This is a genomic window from Nocardia mangyaensis, assembly GCF_001886715.1.
GTDB classification, from domain to species: Bacteria; Actinomycetota; Actinomycetes; order Mycobacteriales; family Mycobacteriaceae; genus Nocardia; species Nocardia mangyaensis.
Window position 1 is genome coordinate 5,144,295 of record NZ_CP018082.1, and the last position, 20,821, is coordinate 5,165,115.

The 20,821-nt window shown below is 68.1% G+C and carries 19 protein-coding genes; 13 read left to right on the plus strand and 6 right to left on the minus strand.

The window, feature by feature from the left end; genetic code table 11:
- Positions 1-7: 7 nt before the first annotated feature.
- Positions 8-1,099 carry an ABC transporter substrate-binding protein gene (locus tag BOX37_RS23370; protein WP_071929509.1) on the plus strand — a complete coding sequence of 364 codons (1,092 nt, stop codon included), beginning with the start codon at positions 8-10 and terminating at the stop codon, positions 1,097-1,099.
- A gap of 97 nt (positions 1,100-1,196) precedes the next feature.
- Entirely contained in the window at positions 1,197-2,063 is an 867-nt protein-coding gene (locus BOX37_RS23375; RefSeq protein WP_071929510.1) for a dioxygenase family protein, read from the plus strand.
- A gap of 248 nt (positions 2,064-2,311) precedes the next feature.
- Here the strand turns inward: BOX37_RS23375 and BOX37_RS23385 are convergent, their stop codons facing one another.
- On the minus strand, positions 2,312-2,983 hold the full coding sequence (locus tag BOX37_RS23385; protein ID WP_071929511.1) for a TetR/AcrR family transcriptional regulator: 672 nt from the start codon (positions 2,981-2,983) through the stop codon (positions 2,312-2,314).
- 95 nt (positions 2,984-3,078) lie between these two features.
- Between BOX37_RS23385 and BOX37_RS23390 the strand changes: the two genes are divergently transcribed.
- Together BOX37_RS23390 and BOX37_RS23395 are read left to right on the plus strand one after the other, a co-directional pair.
- Positions 3,079-4,371, plus strand: a complete 1,293-nt coding sequence (locus BOX37_RS23390; RefSeq protein ID WP_071929512.1) for a lipase family protein — start codon at positions 3,079-3,081, stop codon at positions 4,369-4,371.
- 46 nt (positions 4,372-4,417) lie between these two features.
- Positions 4,418-5,986, plus strand: coding sequence for an AMP-binding protein (locus BOX37_RS23395; RefSeq protein WP_071929513.1), 1,569 nt, complete (start codon positions 4,418-4,420; stop codon positions 5,984-5,986).
- A gap of 61 nt (positions 5,987-6,047) precedes the next feature.
- On the opposite strand, the gene nrdF is transcribed toward BOX37_RS23395, so the two are convergent.
- From nrdF to BOX37_RS23410, 3 genes are all read right to left on the minus strand, one after another.
- Entirely contained in the window at positions 6,048-7,010 is a 963-nt protein-coding gene (nrdF, locus tag BOX37_RS23400; protein WP_071929514.1) for a class 1b ribonucleoside-diphosphate reductase subunit beta, read from the minus strand.
- Between the two features lie 241 nt (positions 7,011-7,251).
- Positions 7,252-7,359: a methionine/alanine import family NSS transporter small subunit gene (locus tag BOX37_RS23405; protein WP_071929515.1), complete on the minus strand. Its 108-nt coding sequence runs from the start codon at positions 7,357-7,359 to the stop codon at positions 7,252-7,254.
- Complete coding sequence (locus BOX37_RS23410) at positions 7,359-8,903, minus strand: sodium-dependent transporter (RefSeq protein ID WP_071929516.1); 1,545 nt, start codon at positions 8,901-8,903, stop codon at positions 7,359-7,361. The genes BOX37_RS23405 and BOX37_RS23410 overlap by 1 nt, the downstream gene beginning before the upstream one ends.
- A gap of 266 nt (positions 8,904-9,169) precedes the next feature.
- Here BOX37_RS23410 and BOX37_RS23415 point away from each other — a divergent pair, with 266 nt between their 5' ends.
- The 3 genes from BOX37_RS23415 (at position 9,170) to BOX37_RS23425 (ending at position 12,267) form a co-directional block, all read left to right on the plus strand.
- Entirely contained in the window at positions 9,170-10,156 is a 987-nt protein-coding gene (locus tag BOX37_RS23415; protein ID WP_156910506.1) for a hypothetical protein, read from the plus strand.
- A gap of 78 nt (positions 10,157-10,234) precedes the next feature.
- Positions 10,235-11,182 carry a hypothetical protein gene (locus BOX37_RS23420; RefSeq protein ID WP_156910507.1) on the plus strand — a complete coding sequence of 316 codons (948 nt, stop codon included), beginning with the start codon at positions 10,235-10,237 and terminating at the stop codon, positions 11,180-11,182.
- A gap of 104 nt (positions 11,183-11,286) precedes the next feature.
- On the plus strand, positions 11,287-12,267 hold the full coding sequence (locus BOX37_RS23425; protein ID WP_071929519.1) for a peptidase: 981 nt from the start codon (positions 11,287-11,289) through the stop codon (positions 12,265-12,267).
- Here BOX37_RS23425 and mgtE read toward each other — a convergent pair.
- Positions 12,264-13,712, minus strand: coding sequence for a magnesium transporter (gene mgtE / locus BOX37_RS23430; RefSeq protein ID WP_240505026.1), 1,449 nt, complete (start codon positions 13,710-13,712; stop codon positions 12,264-12,266). The genes BOX37_RS23425 and mgtE overlap by 4 nt on opposite strands.
- Before the next feature lie 344 nt (positions 13,713-14,056).
- Positions 14,057-14,638 carry a TetR/AcrR family transcriptional regulator gene (locus tag BOX37_RS23435; protein ID WP_071929520.1) on the minus strand — a complete coding sequence of 194 codons (582 nt, stop codon included), beginning with the start codon at positions 14,636-14,638 and terminating at the stop codon, positions 14,057-14,059.
- A 78-nt stretch (positions 14,639-14,716) separates the two neighbouring features.
- On the opposite strand from BOX37_RS23435, the gene BOX37_RS23440 reads away from it, so the two are divergent.
- From BOX37_RS23440 to BOX37_RS23465, 6 genes are all read left to right on the plus strand, one after another.
- Positions 14,717-15,403 carry a DUF899 domain-containing protein gene (locus BOX37_RS23440; protein ID WP_071929521.1) on the plus strand — a complete coding sequence of 229 codons (687 nt, stop codon included), beginning with the start codon at positions 14,717-14,719 and terminating at the stop codon, positions 15,401-15,403.
- Positions 15,404-15,573: 170 nt separating this feature from the next.
- Positions 15,574-16,569 (plus strand): LLM class F420-dependent oxidoreductase, encoded by a 996-nt coding sequence (locus tag BOX37_RS23445; protein WP_071931811.1) that lies wholly within the window; start codon positions 15,574-15,576, stop codon positions 16,567-16,569.
- A 157-nt stretch (positions 16,570-16,726) separates the two neighbouring features.
- On the plus strand, positions 16,727-18,274 hold the full coding sequence (locus BOX37_RS23450; protein ID WP_071931812.1) for an endoglycoceramidase I: 1,548 nt from the start codon (positions 16,727-16,729) through the stop codon (positions 18,272-18,274).
- Positions 18,275-18,424: 150 nt separating this feature from the next.
- Positions 18,425-19,141 (plus strand): TRADD-N-associated membrane domain-containing protein, encoded by a 717-nt coding sequence (locus tag BOX37_RS23455; protein ID WP_071929522.1) that lies wholly within the window; start codon positions 18,425-18,427, stop codon positions 19,139-19,141.
- A 107-nt stretch (positions 19,142-19,248) separates the two neighbouring features.
- Entirely contained in the window at positions 19,249-19,620 is a 372-nt protein-coding gene (locus BOX37_RS23460; RefSeq protein ID WP_071929523.1) for an RDD family protein, read from the plus strand.
- Between the two features lie 122 nt (positions 19,621-19,742).
- Positions 19,743-20,789, plus strand: coding sequence for a fatty acid desaturase family protein (locus BOX37_RS23465; protein WP_071929524.1), 1,047 nt, complete (start codon positions 19,743-19,745; stop codon positions 20,787-20,789).
- Positions 20,790-20,821: the final 32 nt, after the last annotated feature.

A 20,821-nucleotide genomic window follows, 5' to 3' on the forward strand; every position in this document is an offset into this window, starting at 1 on the left:
CGTGCGCATGCCGGTGAGCGCCCGAGAACGCACCCGATTTCGTCGCACCGCCGAGCCGGGCGCCCGTGCCCGCTCGCGCGGCATCGTCGCCATCGCCACGCTGCTGTGCGCCGCGATGCTCGCCGCGGGGTGCGCGGACAAGGCCGACGACGCGAGCACGATCATCCGCACCACCACCAACATCGCGGGCGCCGGTGTGGTCGGTGCCGACCGTGACACCGCCACCGCGTGCCCGACACCGAGCGCACCCGATCCCGGTGGCGCCACCCGCACGGTCACCCATACCGCCGGTGTCACCGAGGTGCCCGCCGACCCGCAGCGCATCGTCGCACTGACCAGTTCGGCACTCGACGCGGCCTGCGCGCTCGGCCTGTGGGAGCGCGTCGCGGGTGCGGTCACTCTCGACGGCGACCGCCCGCAGCCGATGTACCTGGGCTACGGGGTGCTCGAGGTGCCCAGTGTCGGCCCGATCGGTCACCCCGACCCGGCGCGCGTGGCGGAGCTGAAGCCGGACCTGATCCTGGGCGACATCGCGCCCGCCGCGGGCGGTTACGAGGCGCTCGAACAGATCGCGCCGACCGTGCTCATCGGTGCGGGCGGCAGTTGGCAGTCCGATTTCGCCGCCTACGCCGCCGGGATGAACCGCGCCGACGCCGCCACGGCCGCCCTGCGGAGCTATCTCACCGAGGCGCACGACCTCGGCGACGACCTGAACGCCGCCCAGTCGCAGGCCTCGGTCCTGCGCTTCACCCCCGACACCATCCAGGTCCAGGGCACCGAAACCTTTGCCGCCCAGGTGCTCTCCGATGTCGGCGTGCAACGACCGACCGCCCAGCGCGCGGAGTCCTTCGACATCGACCGCGCCGACCTCGCCACCAAGGCCGAGGGCGACATCATCTACGTGATGTTCGCGGGCCCCGACGGCGAGGAGTACGGCAAGCAGGTCCTGCGCTCGACGGACTTCGAGGAGCTCGGCGCCGCGACCGACCGCCGCGTCTTCGCCGTCGACGACAAGATCTGGCACACCACCGGCCTCACCGCCGCCCGCGCCGTCCTGACCGACCTGCGCAACAGCCTCAACGGCTACGTCACCGACTGATCGCCGGGCTCCCAGCGAACTCCCAGCGCGTCCCCAGCTCCGACGCAGTTCCCGCTTTTACCGTCGTCGATGACACGGCCAAGACAAAGGAGCGGCGATGCACGAACACGATCTCGGACTCGGTCACGACCTGCGGGTGATGTCGCGCCGACGGGTATTCGGTGCCCTCGGCATAGCCGGGGTCGCGGCCGCGGCGGCGGCCTGCGGCACGTCGCCGGATACTCCCGCGGCGGAATCCACGACGACCACCACGACCACCGCCCCAGCGGCGGCACCGCAGGAAACCGCGGGCCCCTACCCCGGCGATGGCTCCAACGGGCCGAACGTCCTCATCGAGTCGGGCGTGGTCCGCTCCGACATCACCACCAGCTTCGGCGCGTATTCCGGGGTCGCCCAGGGTGTCCCGATGGACCTCACGCTGAACCTGTACGACCTGGCCATCGGCGCCGCGGGCGCGGGCATGGCCGTCTACGTCTGGCACTGCGATCGAGAGGGCGGCTACTCCCTCTACAGCGAGGGCGTGACCGAGCAGAACTATCTGCGCGGCGTCCAGGTCGCCGACGAGGCGGGCACGGTCCGCTTCACCTCGATCTTCCCCGCCTGCTACACCGGCCGCTGGCCGCACATCCACTTCGAGGTCTACGACTCCCTCAGCACCGCCGTGGCCGGCGACAACGCCCGCCTCACCTCCCAGATCGCCCTCCCCCAGGACGCCTGCGAGGCCGTCTTCGCCGCTGACCCCGGCTACGCCACCAGCACCCGCAACATGTCCGGCGTCACCCTGTCCTCCGACAACGTCTTCGGCGACGGTTGGGACGCCGAACTCGCCACTGTCACCGGCACACCCACCACCACCATGTCGGTTTCTCTCACCGTCGGTGTCGCCGAGAAGTCCCAGAACACCCAGTCCGACAGCGAATTTCCCGGTGGCGGCCGCCCGCCTGGCGGCGGCCCGCCGCGCTGATCGGCACACGTCTGCTCGTCAGTCGAACTGCACTGCCGCCAGCATGACCCGGGCAAGCTGTTCCGGATCCGGCGACCACGCCGGCTCCGAGCCGCCGAGTGCGCCTTCGCGCCACAGCGTGGCGAAACCGTGGACCAGCGACCACTGCTCCAGGCAGTGCTTCTCGCCGCCTGCGCCGTGGTCGCCCTCAGCTGAACCCGGTCAGCAGAGCGAGGGCCCCGGCCCGCCGCCGAGACCGCCACCAAGCCTCAGCCCGCCGACCGCGCCGCCGCCAACCCCAGGTGCACGATCTCGATGAACGCGGTGAGGTCGCGGATCAGGGTGTCGATGTCGCCCGCGGCGCCGGCGTCGGTGTGCAGCCAGTCGGCGACGGTGTCGAACAGGCCGCCGATGGTGGCGACCGCCAGGGCGTGCAGATCGCGGCCGATTCCTTCGGGTGGCACGAATTCGTGGTCGCGCCAAAGGTTTTCGAGGAACTGGGCGGCCCAGCGGCGGTTGGTGCGACGTTGCAGTTCGACCTTCGCCGAGATGCCGCTGGCCTCACCGAAGGTCACCTTGGCGACGCGGGGGTCGTCGACCAGCGCGTGAGCGAGGCCGCCGATGACGGCGGTCACGATGGCGTCGCGGTCACCGGAGGTCTTCGCCAGCTCCGCGACGACCCGGTCCTGCGCCTGTTCGCTGAGCTGCTGGAGCAGCGCGAGGTAGCAGTCCTCTTTGCTGTCGAACAGTTCGTAGAACGCCTTGTTACCGACGAAGGCGGTCTGACAGATCTGCTCGATGGCGGTGTTGACATAGCCCTCGGCGGCGATCAGCTCGAACGCGGCCGCCAGGATCTGCTCGCGTCTGCGCGCGCGGCGTTGCTCGGCGTCGAGTCCTTGGATGCGCCGGGCGCGGACTTGGCTCTTGTCGGTCGAGGTCACGCAGCTCAGCCTACCGATCACCTGTTTAGAACAAGCACTCTTGTTCTAAACAAGAGTGCGTGCTGTAATCAGGATCACCTACCGAAGGAGATGCCATGCAGCGCAGCACGGCCACCCACCCGTCACCGCGATCTCGATGGCGCCGTGTGCGCACCCTGCCGCTGGTCGCCGTCGCCGCGCTGGTCACCGCCGGTCCCGCGGCCGCGCAGGACTTCCAGCTCCCGCCCCTGCCCAACGAAGCGCAGGTGTATCCGGCGCTCGTGCCTGTCCCGACGCCGCAGAACGATCCCTGGTACGACGACCCGGCCGATTTCGCCGCCTTCGCCAACGGCGATGTGATCCGCAGCCGCGTCGTGCAGACCTACTCGCTCGGTATCCCGATCCCGGTGCACACCACCCAGCTGCTCCTGCGCAGCACCGACGCGCACGACGCGCCGCAGGCGACCGCGACGACCGTGCTGATGCCGGGCATCCCGTGGCTCGGCCCCGGTGCGCGCCCGCTGATCTCGTATCAGGAGGCCATCGACAGCCTGGGCCAGCAGTGCAATCCCTCCTACACGCTGCGGGCCGGGCTGCAGAAGGAGATCGCGCTCATCGGCCAGTTCCTCGCCGCGGGCGCAGCGGTGGTCGTCACCGATTTCGACGGCAAGAACAACACGATCATGTCGCCGAGCGAGGGACGCATGGTCCTCGACGGCATCCGCGCGGCTCAGCGCGGCGGGCTCGGTCTCGAGAATTCGCCGATCGGGCTGTGGGGCTACTCGGGCGGCGGCAATTCCTCGGCGTCGGCGGCCGAGCAGCGCCAGCACTACGCGCCCGAACTCGACATCCGCGGCAGCGCCCAGGGCGGTATCCCCGGCGACAAGGTCGCGATCGCGCCGTTCGCCATCTCGGGGCAGCAGCCGCAGGCCAACTTCACCGGCTGGCTGGCCATTCTCGGCCTGGCTCGCGAGTTTCCCGAGTTCGACCGCGCACTGCAGCAGTATCTGACTCCGGAAGGCAAGCAGGTCGCCGAGGACCTGAGAGATCGCTGCCTCTACACCGCCGTCGGCACCACGTTCCTGCGCCCGGTCATCGACTACCTCACCGATCCGGACGCCGCGCTGGCGGCCGCGCACGCGGGTCTCGCGCAGGCGAGCTTCGGCAAGCCGGAGAACACACCCGACATGCCCCTGCTCATGTGGCATTCGACCACCGACCAGCTGCTGCCCGCCGAACTGGCGATCACCGACATCGCCGCCGCCTACTGTGCGCGCGGAGTGGACATGCGCATGTTCTGGGTGCCGATGTCGGAGCACATCAGTGCCGAGATCGTCCCCGAGCTGGGCACGGTGGCCTGGCTGCTCGCGGTGACCGCGGGCGCCGATCCGGGGCCGCGGGTGTGTTGACCGTGTGTTCTGACCTCGACCCCCTTGACCGACAGGCTGATTCGACATGAACCCCACCCACTGGATTCGCACCGCCGGCACATCTGCGCGACAGATCCGCGCCATGCAGCGCGCCGGACTCATCGACCTCCGGCGTCCCGATCAGGTCGTCCAGACCGCCCGTGCGATGCGCATTCTCGGGCCGATCGCCGGCGGCATCCGGACCGCGGCGCGGCGCTCACCGGACCGCATCGCTGTCGTCCACGATGATCGGCAGGTCAGCTACCGGGAACTCGACGAGCGCACCGACGCGATCGCCGCCCGCTGGCATGCCGAGGGGCTGCGGGCACGAGACACCATCGGCGTGCTCGGGCCCGATGGCCTGCGCCTGGTCGAAACCATGGCCGCCGCGGCGAAACTCGGCTGCAAGCTGGTGCTGCTGAACACCGGATTCGGTGCGGCGCAGCTGCGTGATGTGCTCGTTCGCGAACAGGTCGGCGCACTCGCACTCGACCCGAGCCTGACCGCGCTCGCGGCCGATCTGCCCGACGGGATCACCCTGCTCGACACCGAAGGCGCCGACACCACCTCCCGCCTGCCCGACCCGGCCGAGCAAGGCGGGTTCGTCCTGCTCACCGGCGGCACGACCGGCACACCCAAGGGCGCCCCTCGTCGGGTCGAATCACCCTTGGCTGGTGCGCAATTCGTCGATCGAGTGCCCTTGCGGCGCGGACAAACCGTTTTGCTGTGCGCACCCCTGTTCCACGGCACCGCACTGTCACAGTTCATCCTGGCGCTGAACCTCGGTTCGACGATCGTGCTGCACGGCAGGTTCGACGCGGCGCGGGCACTCGCCCAGATCGCCGAGCATCGCGCCGACATGGTGGTGCTGGTGCCGACGATGCTGCGCCGCATCCTCGATCTGGATCCAGAGGTGCTGTCCGCCACCGATACCGAGTCGCTGCGGATCATCTTCACAGCGGGCGCCGCTCTACCCTCCTCGCTGGGGACGCGGGCGATCGAGGTGTTCGGTCCGGTGATCTACAACTTCTACGGCTGCACCGAGACCGGCACCGCGACCATCGCCACGCCGCAGGACTGGCTCGCCGCCCCGGGCACGGTCGGCAAAGCGCCCGTGGGTATCTCGGTCGCGCTCTACACCGAGGACGGCACCCACATCACCGAGCCGGAGGTGGTCGGCACCGTGTACGTCGGCAACTCCATCGCCTTCAACGGGTATTCCGGTGGTGGGTCCAAGCAGGTGCGAGGCGGGCTGATGAGCACCGGCGACCTCGGCCATTTCGACTCCGGCGGCAGGCTTTTCATCGACGGCCGAGACGACGACATGATCGTCTCCGGCGGTGAGAACGTCTTCCCCGGCGAGATCGAGGACCTGCTCTACCGGCACCCGGCGATCACCGAGGCCGCGGTGGTCGGCGTCGGTGACGAGGAGTTCGGCCAGCGTCTGGCCGCCTTCATCGTTCGCGGCGCGGAACTCGACGCCGACGCGGTCCGCGCCTACGTGAAGACACACCTGGCCCGCTTCAAAGCACCACGCGATGTCGTCTTCGTCGACGAACTACCCCGCACGCCCACCGGCAAGATCGATCGCCGCGGCATCGCGGCATTGAGCTGAGGCACAAGACGGCGGCGACGAGGGGTCGCCGCCGTCTTGGGTGTCACCCGGCGCTACCGCCTCAGAACTCCCAGTCCTCGTCCTCGGTGTTGACCGCCTTGCCGATGACGTAGCTGGAACCCGAGCCGGAGAAGAAGTCGTGGTTCTCGTCGGCGTTGGGCGACAGCGCCGACAGGATCGCCGGGTTCACCTCGCACTCGTCCTTGGGGAACAGGCCCTCGTAGCCGAGGTTCATCAGCGCCTTGTTGGCGTTGTAGCGCAGGAACTTCTTGACGTCCTCGGTGAGGCCGACCTCGTCGTAGAGGTCCTGGGTGTAGTCCACCTCGTTGTCGTAGAGCTCGAAGAGCAGCTCGAAGGTGTAGTTCTTGAGCTCGTCGCGCTCGGCCTGCGAGACCAGCTCGAGGCCCTTCTGGTACTTGTACCCGATGTAGTAGCCGTGCACCGCTTCGTCGCGGATGATCAGGCGGATCATGTCGGCGGTGTTGGTGAGCTTGGCCCGTGAGGACCAGTGCATCGGCAGGTAGAAGCCGGAGTAGAACAGGAAGCTCTCCAGCAGCGTGGAAGCGACCTTGCGCTTGAGCGGGTCCTCGCCGTTGTAGTACGACAGGACGATCTCGGCCTTGCGCTGCAGGTTGCGGTTCTCCTCCGACCAGCGGAACGCCTCGTCGATCTCCTTGGTGGAGCACAGGGTGGAGAAGATGGAGCTGTAGCTCTTGGCGTGCACCGACTCCATGAACGCGATGTTGGTGTACACCGCCTGCTCGTGCGGGGTGAGCGCGTCGGGGATGAGCGAGACCGCGCCGACGGTGCCCTGGATGGTGTCCAGCAGCGTCAGGCCGGTGAAGACCCGCATGGTGAGCTGCTTCTCATCTGGGCTCAGGGTGTTCCAGGAGGGGATGTCGTTGGACACCGGCACCTTCTCCGGTAACCAGAAGTTGCCGGTCAGCCTGTCCCAGACCTCGGCGTCCTTCTCATCGGGCACCCGATTCCAGTTGATGGCCGACGCCCGATCGATGAGCTTCATTCCGCCTCCACACCTTTCTGCCAGACCATTACCCACACCTCGCCGCGCGCGAGCCGATTCACCCTGAACACTACTCGTAGTGGGTGACAACTCCGGCCAACACAACAGCTTGTGTTGCGGCGCGCCGAAACCGACTCCAATGGCCGGGGCCGCGCACCACACACGCGGCCCCCATTGTGCGCCACCGGAGCCACTGGTCCCGCATCGCATCGCCAGTGATTCAGCGCATAGGCGGGGCCGCCTACTCCGAGTCGTCGGAGTTGCGGCGGAACAGGGCGATGGACACCAGCAGCCCGCCCCACACCACCACGATCGAGATGATCATCATTGTGATCGCACCAGCCGACATCAGGACTTCGCCTCCTCGGTCACCGGCACCGCGGGGGTGCCGTCTTCGTCGTCAGGGGTGCCGGCTCGTTTCCACGGCAGCAGGGACATGAGCACACCGAACAGGATCGCCGCGCCCGCGACCCCCCAACCCGCGGCGAGCACGTAGCTCGTGGTGTATCCGCCGTAGTTCTCGTCGAACTCCTGGCGCAGGCTGTCGATCATCATCCACACCAGAACCAGCGGAGTGATCACCCCGAGCAGGATCACCCACACCGGTCCGACCTTCAGGCTGGAGACGGTGTCGGTGTGCAGTTTGAGCACGCCCAGCTTGCGCAGTACCCAGGCCACGAGGACCACTGCGACAAAGGCCGCGAGGACGATGCCGTACTGGTTGATGAAGTGGTCGGCGACGTCGAGCAGGTACAGACCGTTGCGCGTGGGGAACAGCGCGATCGAGACCACGGCGGTGAAACCACCGATGATCAGCACCGCGGGAACCCTGGCCAGGCCGGTACGGTCCTGGACCGAGGAGACGATCACCTGGACGATGCTGATGAGCGAGCTCAGCCCGGCCAGCACCAGGCAGGTGAAGAACAGGATGCCGAACCAGGCCGCGCCAGCGGACAATTCGGAGATGATCGTCGGGAAGGCGACGAACGCCAAGCCGGGGCCGCTGGTCGACGCCTCGCTCACCGCGACCCCGGTCTGGTGCGCCATGAAGCCGAGGGTGGCGAAAACGCCGATTCCGGCGAGGATCTCGAACGAGCTGTTGGCGAAGCCGGCGACCATGGCGGATCCGCTGAGGTCGGCTTTGCGGCGCAGGTACGACGCGTAGGTGACCATGATGCCGAAGCCGACCGACAGCGAGAAGAAGATCTGCCCGTACGCGGCCACCCACACCTTGCCGTTGGTGATGCTCGACCAGTCCGGGCTGAAGAACGCGTTGAGCCCGTCGAGCGCGCCGGGCAGGAACAGCGCGCGTACCACCAGGATGACGAACAGCACGATCAGCAGTGGAATGAAGACCTTGCTGGCGATTTCGATGCCACGCCGGACACCGAGCGCGAGCACGATCAAAGTCACCGCCCACACCGCGATCAGCGGCCACAGCACCCCGGGCACGAACGGCGCGGCGAATCCGGGTTGCTCGGCGATGTGCAGGAAGTCCTCGAAGAAGAACGTCTCCGGATCGGCGCCCCACTGCTGACCCACCGAGAATCCGACATAGCGCATCGCCCACGCGATGATCACCGCGTAATAGACGGCGATGACGAAACTGATCGCCACCTGCCACCACCCGATCGGCTCGGCCGCGCGCGCCATGCGCCGGAAAGCCAGCGGCGGTGAGCCACGGAACTTGTGGCCGATCGTGTATTCGAAGATGAGCAGCGGGATGCCCGCCGAGAGCAGAGCGACGAGATAGGGCACCAGGAAGGCACCGCCACCGTTCTCGTACGCGACATAGGGGAACCGCCAGATGTTGCCGAGGCCGATCGCCGAGCCGATCGCCGCGAGCAGGAAGCCCGCCCTCGTCGCCCACTGTTCCCTGGCCGGTGCGGTCATGTGCACTCTCCATCCGCTGACGACGCCGTCTGCTCCGATTCGCGACAAACGTAGTGTAGGGAGCCGACAGCGCTCGATTCTCGCGAAACAGGTCTCGTCATGGCGTCGATCGGGCCGGATCAGGCATCCGGCGGATCGGCGCGGTGAGCGAGCGCCTCGACGACGCGGGCCGACCTGATGCGGCTCCGCGACCGGAGATCGGGCACACTGGGCACCCGGTACAGGCAGTGGACAGGCGGGGATGCCCCGTGCGAGGGGGATTTTCGATGCTGGTGCGCCGTTCGGCGATGGTCGTCGCCGTCATGCTCGGCCTGGTGGCGTGCCAGGACGAGCTGCCCGGACAACCCGCCGACACCCCGATCTCGGTCGCCGCTTCGATGCCGGAATTCTGGAAGACCGCTCCCAGCTCCGACGACAAGCGCTGGGAGCTTCTGCGCAGGATCCGCGCGATCGACGTGTGTGCGCTCATCCCCCGCTCGGTTCTGGCACGCTTCGGCGAGCCGCTGCGCGTCGAGATCGACGATCCGGACAGCTGCTCGGCGACCTTCGGCTCCCTCGAACACGGCAAGGGAACCGAGATCAGCTGGGCGCTCGGGGTGGCTCCCCGCGGCTACACCTGGGGCGAAACCAAGCGCGACGAGGTCGACGGGATCACGGTCGGCATGCTCCGCGATCTCGATGCTTCACCGCAGCTGGAAGGTCAGCTCACCGAGCGGAGTTGCTCGGCCATTGCCAGTTTCGCCAATACCGTCACACTGCCGCTGCGGGTGAGCACGCCACTGGGCACCGAACCGTGCCCAGCCGCCCAGGCGGCGCTGACCCAGGCGATGAGCGCACTCGCCGACGAGCCTGCCCAGGGCACATCCCCGGACACCCCGGACACGGTGCTGCTCGGGGAGGATCCGTGTGCGGTGGCGACCGCCCTCGGCGTGCAGGCGCCGGTGCTCGACCAGCGACTGTGGGGCTGCCAGTTCAGCTATCGCGATGGCACCGTCGACGTGGACTACACCTACGACAGCGAGGGTCTGGTGGTGCGCGGCGAGCCGCTGTTCGTGGTCAACGGCCACAAGGCGTACGGAGATCCGGACATCGACAGCGAATTCGGCTCCTATGCTGCGGTTCTCGGACCCGAGCTACCCGGTCCCGACACCTATGCCGGCCCGAACCTTCCCGTCGTCCGGGTCTTCGGTTCCGACCGCGCGAACGTCGAAGCGGTCCTGCGCGCCACCACCGAACTCTTTCCCGCCCGCTGAACCGGAACGAGACGACCGAGTCAGCTGCCGGCAGTTCGAAGCGGCCTCGACATCAGCGCCAAAGAAGGGAAAACGACTGTGCGACGGATTCTCATGCTCATCGCCGCGAGTCTGACGGCAGTCGCCTGTCAGGGCGGGCAGGCCACGGATTCCATGCCCGAGGGCGGATTCTGGTCCACGGGAGCGGTATCCGATGACGAGAAGCTCGCCGTCATCCAGAAGGTGCGTGCGATCGATGTGTGCGCGCTGCTGCCTCGCGAATCGCTCGCCGCGCTCGGACAGGTGAGCGAGGTCGAGAATGTGCAGCCTGATCAGTGCCGGGCGAACATCGCCGTCGACGGACATCCGGGCGGGATCGCCGCGACCTGGAGCGTCGGGACGTCGTACGGGGTGGTGGAGCCAACGATGGGTGAGCCGGTGGTCGAGCGGGCCATGGGCGATGTGCGGGTGCTCTATCGCGACGAACCATCCACCTCCGCCGACCCGCAGGTCCGCGACAGTTGTGACGCGCGCGCCGCGTTCGTCTCCGGTGCCGACCTCATGCTGAGTGTGCGTGCGCCCCAGGATGCCTGTGCGACAGTCGAGGACCTGCTTCGCATCGCACTGGTCCAGTGGCGGGACGAACCCGCCCACGGAAGCTCGCCGGATTCCGACCGCACGGCGATCACCGGGGCCGATCCGTGCGCGGTCGCCGCCTTCCTCGGCACACGTGTCCCGGTGGCCGATCATGGCATCGCCACCTGCAGGCTGACCGTCGATGGCCATGAGGCCATCGTCACCTTCGGCTACGGCCCGGAACGCTCGGTCACCAGCGCCACCCCCGCCTTCGCCGCCGGGCCTGGCCAGGTGTATCGCTCCGAGGGTGCGCAATCCGACATCACCTCGCTGACCGCGATCGTCGGCCCCGCTCTCGCCGCGAGTGCGGCCGACTCGCTGCTGGGCCCACAGGTGCCGACGGTCCGGGTCACCACCGACGCCGCGGTCGCCGAGAAGATCATGCGCGAGGCGCTGGCGCTGCTGCCCTGACCTGCCCGCGCCGACCGGGATGTTTGCGCACCAGTTGCTGCTGCGGGCAGACTCGATGGTCGGACGCCGATTCCGGCCCGAGTCTGTCGAGGACAGGGGTGACGATGTACCGCACGCTCTCGCTGGCTGCTCTCGCAGTGCTGACCGTCGTGAGTTGCGGCGGTGACGATTCGTCCGCCCCTGATCGCGCCGACCTGCCCCCACCGCCGTCCCCCGTGGTCCCCGCGCAACCACCGGAGTTCTGGTCGACGCCTGCCACCACCGAGGAACAGCGTGCGATGGTCGCCCAGGCCACCCGCCAGGTCGACGTGTGCGCCCTGCTCCCCCGCGACGTCCTCGACGAACTGGACCACGTGCACAGCGTGACCGTTGGCCTCGACTCGTGCCGGGCCATTCTCGACACCGACCAGCCCGGCCAAGGCACCACCCTGACCTGGCACTCCACCCTGCTCGACTCGCTCGGCTCCTCGGGACGCGGCACCACCAAGCAGTTCGGTGACGCGAGCGTGCGCCTGGTGCCCGACCGTGATGCCGGCGAGCCGCGCTCGTGCGGAGCCACCGCCCGCTTCCCCTCGGGCGCCGCGTTCTACCTGGGCCTGTCGACCCCGCCGGGGCAGAACCCGTGTGATGTCGCCGATGGGCTGATGCCCGGCATGCTGGACCGGTGGCGAGAATCGCCGCCGCAGGGCACCTCGCCCGACACCGTGTCCACGGTGCTGCTCGGCGCCGACCCGTGCGAGGTCCGCGAGAGACTGGAAGGCACGGCCGAGACCGGCGAGCAGCGGCTGACCACCTGCCTGTTCACCTATCGGGGCGAGCGGGTCACCGTCAGCTACGAGTACCGGGTGCCCGACTACCTCGGTGCTCGCGGCACCGAAGAGCGGATCGACGACCATCCCGTCTACCGCTCGGTCTCGATCTACGACAGCCGCATCCCGATGTTCACCACGGCGGTCGGACCCGAGTTGCCCGCCGACAGCACCCAGTTCGGCACCCGGATCCCGGTCGTCGAGGTGGTCTCGGTGACCGACGATGTCGGCCGCGATGTGCTGGGCCAGGTGCTGACGCTGTTTCCGCAGGGCTAGATCCCCAGCACCAGCTTCGCGGTGGTGAAGTAGATGATCAGCCCGGTCGCGTCGACCAGGGTGGTCACCATGGGCGCCGAGACCACCGCCGGGTCGATGCGGAACCGCTTGGCCACCAGCGGCATCGTGCCGCCGATGGTGGCCGCCCAGCCGCAGATGATGACCAGCGTGATCGCCACGACGATCGCGATCTTCGGCCCGACGAACACCGTGCCGATGAGCAGCCCGGCGGCGGCCAGCATGGTGCCGAGCACCAGCCCGACCCGGCATTCCCGCCAGATCACCTTGAACAGATCCGAGACCCGCACTTCGCCGACGGCCAGCGCGCGCACGCACGCCGTCGCGGCCTGGGCGCCCGCGTTCCCGCCCGCCCCGATCAGCAGCGGAATGAACAGGGCGAGGCTCGCGGCCTGCTCGAGCGTCGTGGAGAACATGTCGGTGACGCTGACGGTCAGCGTGGCGGCGAACAGCAGCAGCATCAGCCACAGCGCCCGGTAGCGCGCCAGCTGGAACACCTTGGTGGCCATGTAGTGGCCCTCCCACGGCGCCGAACCGGCCTGCTTGGCGACGTCCTCGCTGTCGGCGGCCTCGAGCACCTCCATCGCGTCGTCGATGGTGAGCAGACCGACCACCCGGTCCTCGCTGTCGACGACGACCAGGTTGATGTCGTTGGTCGAACTCATCAACCGGGCGGCCTTCTCCGCGGAGTCGGTGGCCCGCGCGAACGGCGGTTCGGTGACGACGAGTTCGGACACCATCGCCTCGGGCGCGTGCAGCACCAGTTCGCGCAACTCGACGATGCCGGTGAGCCTGCGGCCGCGGTCGACGACGGGCAGCGTGTACACGGTCTCGGCGGTGCCGCCCTTGACCCGCACCCACGCCAGCGCCTGGGCCACGGTCAGATTGCCCGGCAGCGCGACGACCTCCGGGGTCATGTACTGCCCGACCGAGCCCTCCGGGTAGCCGAGCAGGGCGGCGGTCATCCGGCGTTCGCGCGGGCTCAGCCCGGCGAGCACCTTCTTGGCGACCTTGGCGGGCGCCTCGTGCAGCATGCGGGCGCGGTCGTCGGGGTCCATTGCCTCGACCAGATCGCGAAAGCTCTTCTCGCGCAGGCCCTGCAGGATCTGCTGCTGGTCCACGGGCTCGAGTTCCTCGAACACCGCGATCGCCCGATCCTTGTCGAGCAGCCGGAACACCACGCCGGCCTGCACGGCGTCCATGCGGGCCAGCGCGTCGGCGATGACGTGCGGTGGGCGGTTGTCGAGCCAGTCCATCGCGCCGTCGACCCGGTGGGTCTCGACGATGTCACGCACCGAATCCGACAGGATCGCCAGCGCCTCGGTCACCGAGTGGTCCTCGATGTCGGCGTTGCGCGGCGAATTCGATTCCGGCACAGCGGAATCAGCGGGTACGTGACGGGCTTCGACAAGATCGATCTGCGACATGGGACAGTCCTCTGGCGCGCGTGCGGCATACCTACGGCCGGGCTGCAGGAATGCGACGAGTGGTTGGGGAGACGGCGATGTACACCGCGGGCGTCACCGCGCCACGACCATCACGCACCACCGGGCCGAAACCGGCCGGGACTCAGTGCGAGGACGAAGGGGCGACGCCGCGCGGCCTTCGACTGGGGGGTTCGTTGCACATGGCAACACCACCTCCTCGTCGTCGCTGCAGGCTGTCGCCGATACAGATCGTTGGAGTACCCGTTCGGGCACACACTCGACCCAGAACAGTACACGCGGAGGCCAGGCATTTCATCTCGACCCGTGCGTACCACTGGTCACAGTCACCCCACCGGCGGCAACCCCGCGATGACGGTGTCGACGGCCTGTTCGGCCAGGACCCACAGCTCGGCGCGGTCGACGTGACGCAGCGGTCCGCGCAGGGCCAGCTCGGCGAAGCCGTGCACGGTGGACCAGCAACTCCAGGTCGCGCCGGTGCGGGCCGAGGGCGCCAGGTCGCCGATGTGGACCATCAGGTCGAGCGCGTCGGCGAGCGCGAGGTAGGCGGGTGAGTCGAGCACCGATTCCGGTGAGGTGTCCCCCGCACCGAAGAAGGCGGTCGCGAACCAACCCGGTTCGGCCAGCGCGAACGCGAGATAGCCGAGACCGACGGCACGCAGGCGCTGGCGCGGGGTGGCCAGGCCGCGGTCGGCCGCCATGCCCGTCGCCATCCGCACCTCGATCGCGGCCGAGACCGCCCGCAGCAGTGCCTGCCGGTCGGGAAAGTGCCGGTAGGCGGCGTTCGGCGTGACGCCGACACGGCGGGTGACCTCGCGGATCGTCAGCGCGTCGGGGCCGCCGGACCTGGTGAGTTCGAGCCCGGATTCGACCAGTGCCGCAGCGAGGTCACCGTGGTGATAGGCCAACCCTTGAACCCCCTTCCCGCGAAGTATACGCTGTGAACATATCAAATGTGCACGCCGTACACATCGAAGGGTGGCATCATGACCGCACTGCCGAGCATCGTCGATCAGGACACCTGGCAGGCCGAGTTGGACCGGCTCCGGATCAGAGAGAAGGCGGCGACCCGCGAACTCGACGCCGTCGCCGCGCAGCGACGCGCCCTGCCCGCGGTCCGCCTGCCCGACTACACACTGAAAGCCGAAGACGGGACCGAGGTTTCGCTCGCCGAGGTCTTCGACGGACACTCCCAGCTGATCACCTACCACCACATGTGGACCCCGGGTAACACCTGGCAGTGCCCCGGCTGCACCGGGCTCACCGCCCAATACGCACGCCTGGACTTCCTCGACGCCTACGACGCGCGATTCGTCATCGTCACCCAGGGCCCGATCGACGAGGCCTTGGCCTACAAGCGCCGCGTCGGCAACACGATGACCTGGTATTCGACCGCCGAGAGCCCCTTCGGCGCCGACATGGGCGCGGCACCGGGCGGGAACTTCGCGGTGAACACCTTCCTGCGCGACGGCGACACCGTCTACCGCAGCTGGCACACCGACGGTCGCGGCACCGAGCAGCTCTCCTACACCTTCGGCCTCGTCGATGCCCTCCCCTACGGCCGCCAAGAGGAATGGCAGGACAGCCCCGAAGGCTGGCCGCAATCACCGACCTACAGTCGCTGGCCGAGTTCCCAGGACATCGCCGCCTCCTACGGCGACCCGAGCGCGTGAGCCATGGGTGAGTATCGGCGCACACCGGCCGGTCCAGGATCAGGCCCGACGCGCGCACCACAGCTGCCCGGGCGGCCGACAGTGCGACAGTGGACCCGACACCCGCGGTGAGTCGCGCCGCGACATCGGTTCAGGACAACACCGTTCAGGACAACACCGAGGAGAAACCTGTGCGCTTCGGCATCTTCATCCCCCAGGGCTGGCGACTCGATCTGGTCGGTATCGAACCGGCCGACCACTGGGCGGTGATGCGGGAGCTCGCCCAGCGCTTCGACAGCACGCCCGAGTGGGAGTCGATCTGGGTCTACGACCACTTCCACACCACGCCCGTTCCCACCGACGAGGCGACCCACGAGGCATGGACGCTGATGTCGGCGTTCGCGGCGACCACCTCGCGCGTGCGGCTCGGCCAGATGTGTACGGCCATGAGCTACCGCAACCCCGCCTACCTGGCCAAGGTGGCCGCCACCGTCGACCTGATCTCGGGCGGACGAGTCGAGATGGGCATCGGCGGCGGCTGGTACGAACACGAGTGGCGCGCTTACGGTTACGGCTTCCCGTCCGCGGGTGAGCGGCTGGGCCGCCTCGACGAGGGCGTGCAGATCTTGCGCCAGGCCTGGCGGACCGGCCGCGCCACCCTCGATGGCGAGTACTACCAGGTCGACGACGCCATCGTGCACCCACGTCCGTTGCAGGAGCACGGGATTCCGATCTGGGTCGCGGGCGGTGGCGAGAAGAAGACGCTGCGTATCGCCGCGAAGTACGCCGACTACACCAATTTCAGCGGCGACCCCGAGGAGTTCGCCCGTAAGTCGGAGATCCTGCGCCGACACACCGTCGACGTCGGTACCGACTTCGACGCGATCACCCGCAGCGCCAACTTCAACGCCATCGTCGGCAGCACCGAATCCGAAGTCCAGGAACGCCTCTCGGCTATCGTCGAACGCCTCACGCCCTTCCTCGGCGCCGACGAAGCCAAGGTCCACGTCCACGACCAGTTCACCAACAGCGCCACCACCGGCACCCCCGAACAGATCATCGAACGCCTCACCACCGTCAGGGATCTCGGCCTCGCCTACGCCGTACTCAACTTCCCCGAAGCCGCCTACGACACCTCCGGCATCGAACTCTTCGAACGCGAGGTGATCCCCGCCCTCACCGCCTGAACCTCTCCGCCGCGGCCAGTTGCACTCTCCCGGTAGCGATTTCGAATTGCTGTGGCCTTGACCACACCGCGTTGCTCCGGCTATGTTCTCTCGCCAACAGACTTGGACGGACGTTCAGTTCAACGGACGTCCTGCTGGGGATCGAGGGATACGAATGATGTTGACCGATGCGCGACGAGTGCGCGCAGTCAGTGGGCGGCGGATCACTGCGCGATGGTTGGCGGTGATCTCCCTGGTCACGGGCGTGGTCGCCGCCGGAGGCGGGCCGGTGGTGGCCGAACCCGGGGGCGGGTTGAGTCCGTTGCGGACGCAGGGGGCCGAGATCGTCGACGGGTTCGGGCGGACCGTGCTGTTGCACGGGGTGAACAATGTCGACAAGTCGCCGCCGTATGTACAGCCCGGAGACGGCTTGACGCTGACCGATGCGTCGGCGGCGTTGTTGGCGCGGCACGGGTTCAACACCGTGCGGCTCGGGGTGTCGTTCGACGGGTTGATGCCGACCGAGGGCGTGGTCGACACCGCGTATCTGGATCGGCTCGCCAACGTGGTCGACACCTTGGCGGCGCACGGGATCTACACGCTGCTGGACAACCATCAGGACGGGTTGTCGAAGATCTGGGGCGGCAACGGCTTTCCGGAGTGGGCGATCCGGGCGCGACCGGCGGCCGACGAGCCGAATCCCGGGTTCCCGCTGTACTACCTGATGCCCAGCATGAACAAGGGCTGGGACGAGGTCTGGAACAACACCTATGGCGTACTCGATCATCTCGGGGTCGCGCTGGCGGCGCTGGCCGAGCGGATGAACGGGCGCGCGAGCGTGCTCGGCATCGAACTGCTCAACGAACCGTGGCCCGGCACACCATTTCTCACCTGCTTCCCCAACGGCTGCCCGGACTTCGACGCGAAATATCAACGCGCACTGCAGCAACTGACCGATGCCGTGCACTCGCGCAATTCCGCGGTACCGGTGTTCTGGGAACCCAATGTCACCTGGAACGAGACCATGCCGAGCCACCTCGGCAAGAACCCGCCGATCACCAGCCCCAATATCGTGTTCTCCCCACACGACTACTGCATCCCCAGCCAGCTCGCCATCTACCTGGGCCTGCCCGAGGAACTGCGCGCCCTGTGCCCGGTGCAGCAGGACAAGACATGGTCGAACATCGACTCGTTCACCGAGCGCACCGACATTCCCACCATGGTCACCGAATTCGGGGACGGCGACCCGACGGTGCTGCGCAACACCGTCACCCGCGCCGACGAACGCTTCATCGGCTGGCACTACTGGCATTACAGCGCGAGCGACGGCGATCCGTTCCGCGGCGAACTCGGCAGGGAACTCGTCCGCACCTATCCCCAGGCCACGGCGGGCACTCCGGACCGCATGATCTTCGATTCCGGCAACGGGGACTTCGCCTACCGCTACCACCCGCGACCGACCTCGGCACCCACCAAGATCTACGTCTCCGACCTCGCCTATCCCGAGGGCTACGAGGTACGGATCACCGGCGGCGCGGTCACCTCGGCGCCTGGCGCCCGCATCGTCACGGTGGAAGCCGACGGCACCGATCCGGTGACTGTCCGGATCCACCGCCCTGGCTCGCCGGGCGCCGACCTACCGTCCGGTGGTGACGGCGGATCATCGTCGGGTGGCACCGGATCGTCCTCGGGCTTCCCCCGGCTGCCCACCGGCTCGGCGGGCTGACCACGTCGTCCGAACTCGGTTCCCGGACAACGCGCTACGGACGGAGCATGCCGTTTCCCGAGGAATCCGCGACCCGGTAGCCTCGACCCCGAATCTGTCGGATCGCCACCCGGACCGGCGATCTCGACAGATTCGGAAGGGGGAATTCTGGTGATCGACACTCTCGCCGACACCGCGGTGCTGCTCCTCGCGGCAGGTTCGACCACGGTCGGCGCGATCTACGCGGCGGTGCTGCAGCTCTTCGATGCCCGTGGCGCGGCGCGACAGGTCGAGCAGCTGAACGAGGCCATCGCGGTGGCCGGCGACCACAGCGAGGGTGCTGCCCTCACCGTCGAGGCCAGGACGCAGACCGGCGAGGCCCGACTGGACTGGCTCGAGTCCATCGCACGGGAACGTTCCAGCCTCGATGTCAGGAACCATGCCGCGGCACTGCAGCAGCAGCGATGGACCACGGTGGCCAGCCTGCTGTGCGGTGTCATCGCGATCGGCGTGGTCATGTTCGGCCTGTTCGTCGGCAGCGCGAGCGATCCGCAAGGCGTCGCCGCCGCGGCCGCGGGCATCCTCCCCGGCGCGGCCAGCGGTCTGCTGTTCTGGCAGTCCCGCAGCGCCAGCATCCGGGCCGACAAGTTCGCCGAACGGATCTCCACCACGGCCGCGCGCGCCGAGGCACTGCGCATGTCCGCGGTGATCCTCGACCGCGGCACCCGCGACCGTTTCACCACCGCCGTCCTGCTCAGCTCGGCGTTCCCCGCACTGGCGGGGCCGGAGATCTGGCGCATGGCCGAGCAGATCGAGAGCGAATGCGAAGCGGACCGGGCCAAGGTCGACGAGGTCGTTCCAGAATCCACACTCCCGGTGGCGAATTGAGCAGTCAACGCCTACCGACGCCACTGCGGTGGTGACACGAGCGATCAAGCAGGGCAGCAAGGTCGTCACTTGGTGTCTGTTAAGCGGCGTTCACCACGCTGACCCGTATGACCACTGCAGTACGGCCCCAGCGTGCGGCGAACGAGTTTCCGCTCACCGGAAGCACTTCCGACGGCGACGAGACCGGGGTGATCGCGGCGTTCCTCATCGACATGACGCTGCACGCCGCGATCGGTGCCACCGCCTGGTCCATCGCGTCCGGTCCGACCGCCGTCCTCTACGGCATCGTGGCGTGGCTGGGTGCGTCCTTCCTGCACCGGACCCTCATCCAACGACTCACCCGCACCACGGTCGGCAAGTGCTCGTTCGGGCTCGAGCTGCGCCACGTGGACGGCACCTACCCCTCGACCGGGCAGTTGGTCGGCCAGTGGTTCCGAGGCGGCCTGTGCTGCTTCGATGTCTTCGGCAGCGTCGACTGAAGTCGGCGGTGGACCGTGGCCACCTCGGCCGCCGCGGAGTGGTCGGATACCACACCGACGTCTGATTCCCTGCCATACCAGAGGGTTACCGGCATCGAGAATTCCGCCGATAGCGTCGAGTCATGACCACATCTGACCTGGCCCCCGGATCATCTCGACGGGTGTCGCAGCGTGGCGCCGAGGGTGACTACGCCCGTCTGCTACGCCGGATCTCCGACGCCGGGCTGATGACGCGGCGTCCCGTCTACTATGCCGCCCGGCTCGGACTCGTCGGGCTCGCGTTCGTAGCGGGCTGGGCGGCGTTCGTGCTCCTCGGTGATTCGTGGTGGACGCTGCTGGTCGCGGCGTTCATGGCGGTGACCTTCGCACAGATCGCGCTGGTCATGCACGATGTCGCGCACCGTCAAGTGTTCCGGTTGCGGCAGCCGACGGAGCTGGTGGGGCGAATCGTCGGCAACGCCGGCATCGGCCTCGGCTACGGCTGGTGGCAGGACAAGCACACCCGCCACCACGCCAATCCGAACCACGAGGAACTCGATCCCGATGTCGCGCCCGACGTTCTGGTCTGGTCCCAGCGGCAGGCACGGTCCAGCCGAGGTCTACCGCGCCTCATCGGCCGGGCGCAGGCGTTCCTGTTCTTCCCCCTGCTGTTGCTGGAGGGTCTCAACCTCCACGTGGCAGGCGTTCGCGCGCTCCGAAATCGGTCGGTCAAACACCGCGGATGGGAGGGCGCCCTGCTGTTGGGTCACTTCGCCCTCTACCTGACCGCGCTGTTCGCGGTACTGCCCGCCGACAAGGCGCTGGCGTTCTTCGCCGTCCACCAGGGCCTCTTCGGCCTCTACATGGGCTGCATCTTCGCCCCGAACCACAAGGGCATGCCGACCTTGACCGGCAACGACCGCCCCGACTACCTGCGACGCCAGGTACTGACCTCCCGCAACGTGCGCGGTGGCGCGCTGACCGGTCTCGCCCTGGGCGGCCTCAACTATCAGATCGAACACCATCTGTTCCCGAGCATGCCGACCCCGAACCTGCGCCACGCCCAAATGATCGTCCGCGACTACTGCACCGAAATCGGCGTGCCCTACCACGAAACCGGGCTGATCGCCTCGTACCGAGAGGCACTCAGGCACCTGCACAACGTCGGCGCCCCGCTCCGCAACCCCTGATCGGCAGACGGACGCGGGCGGCCCCGATTCGA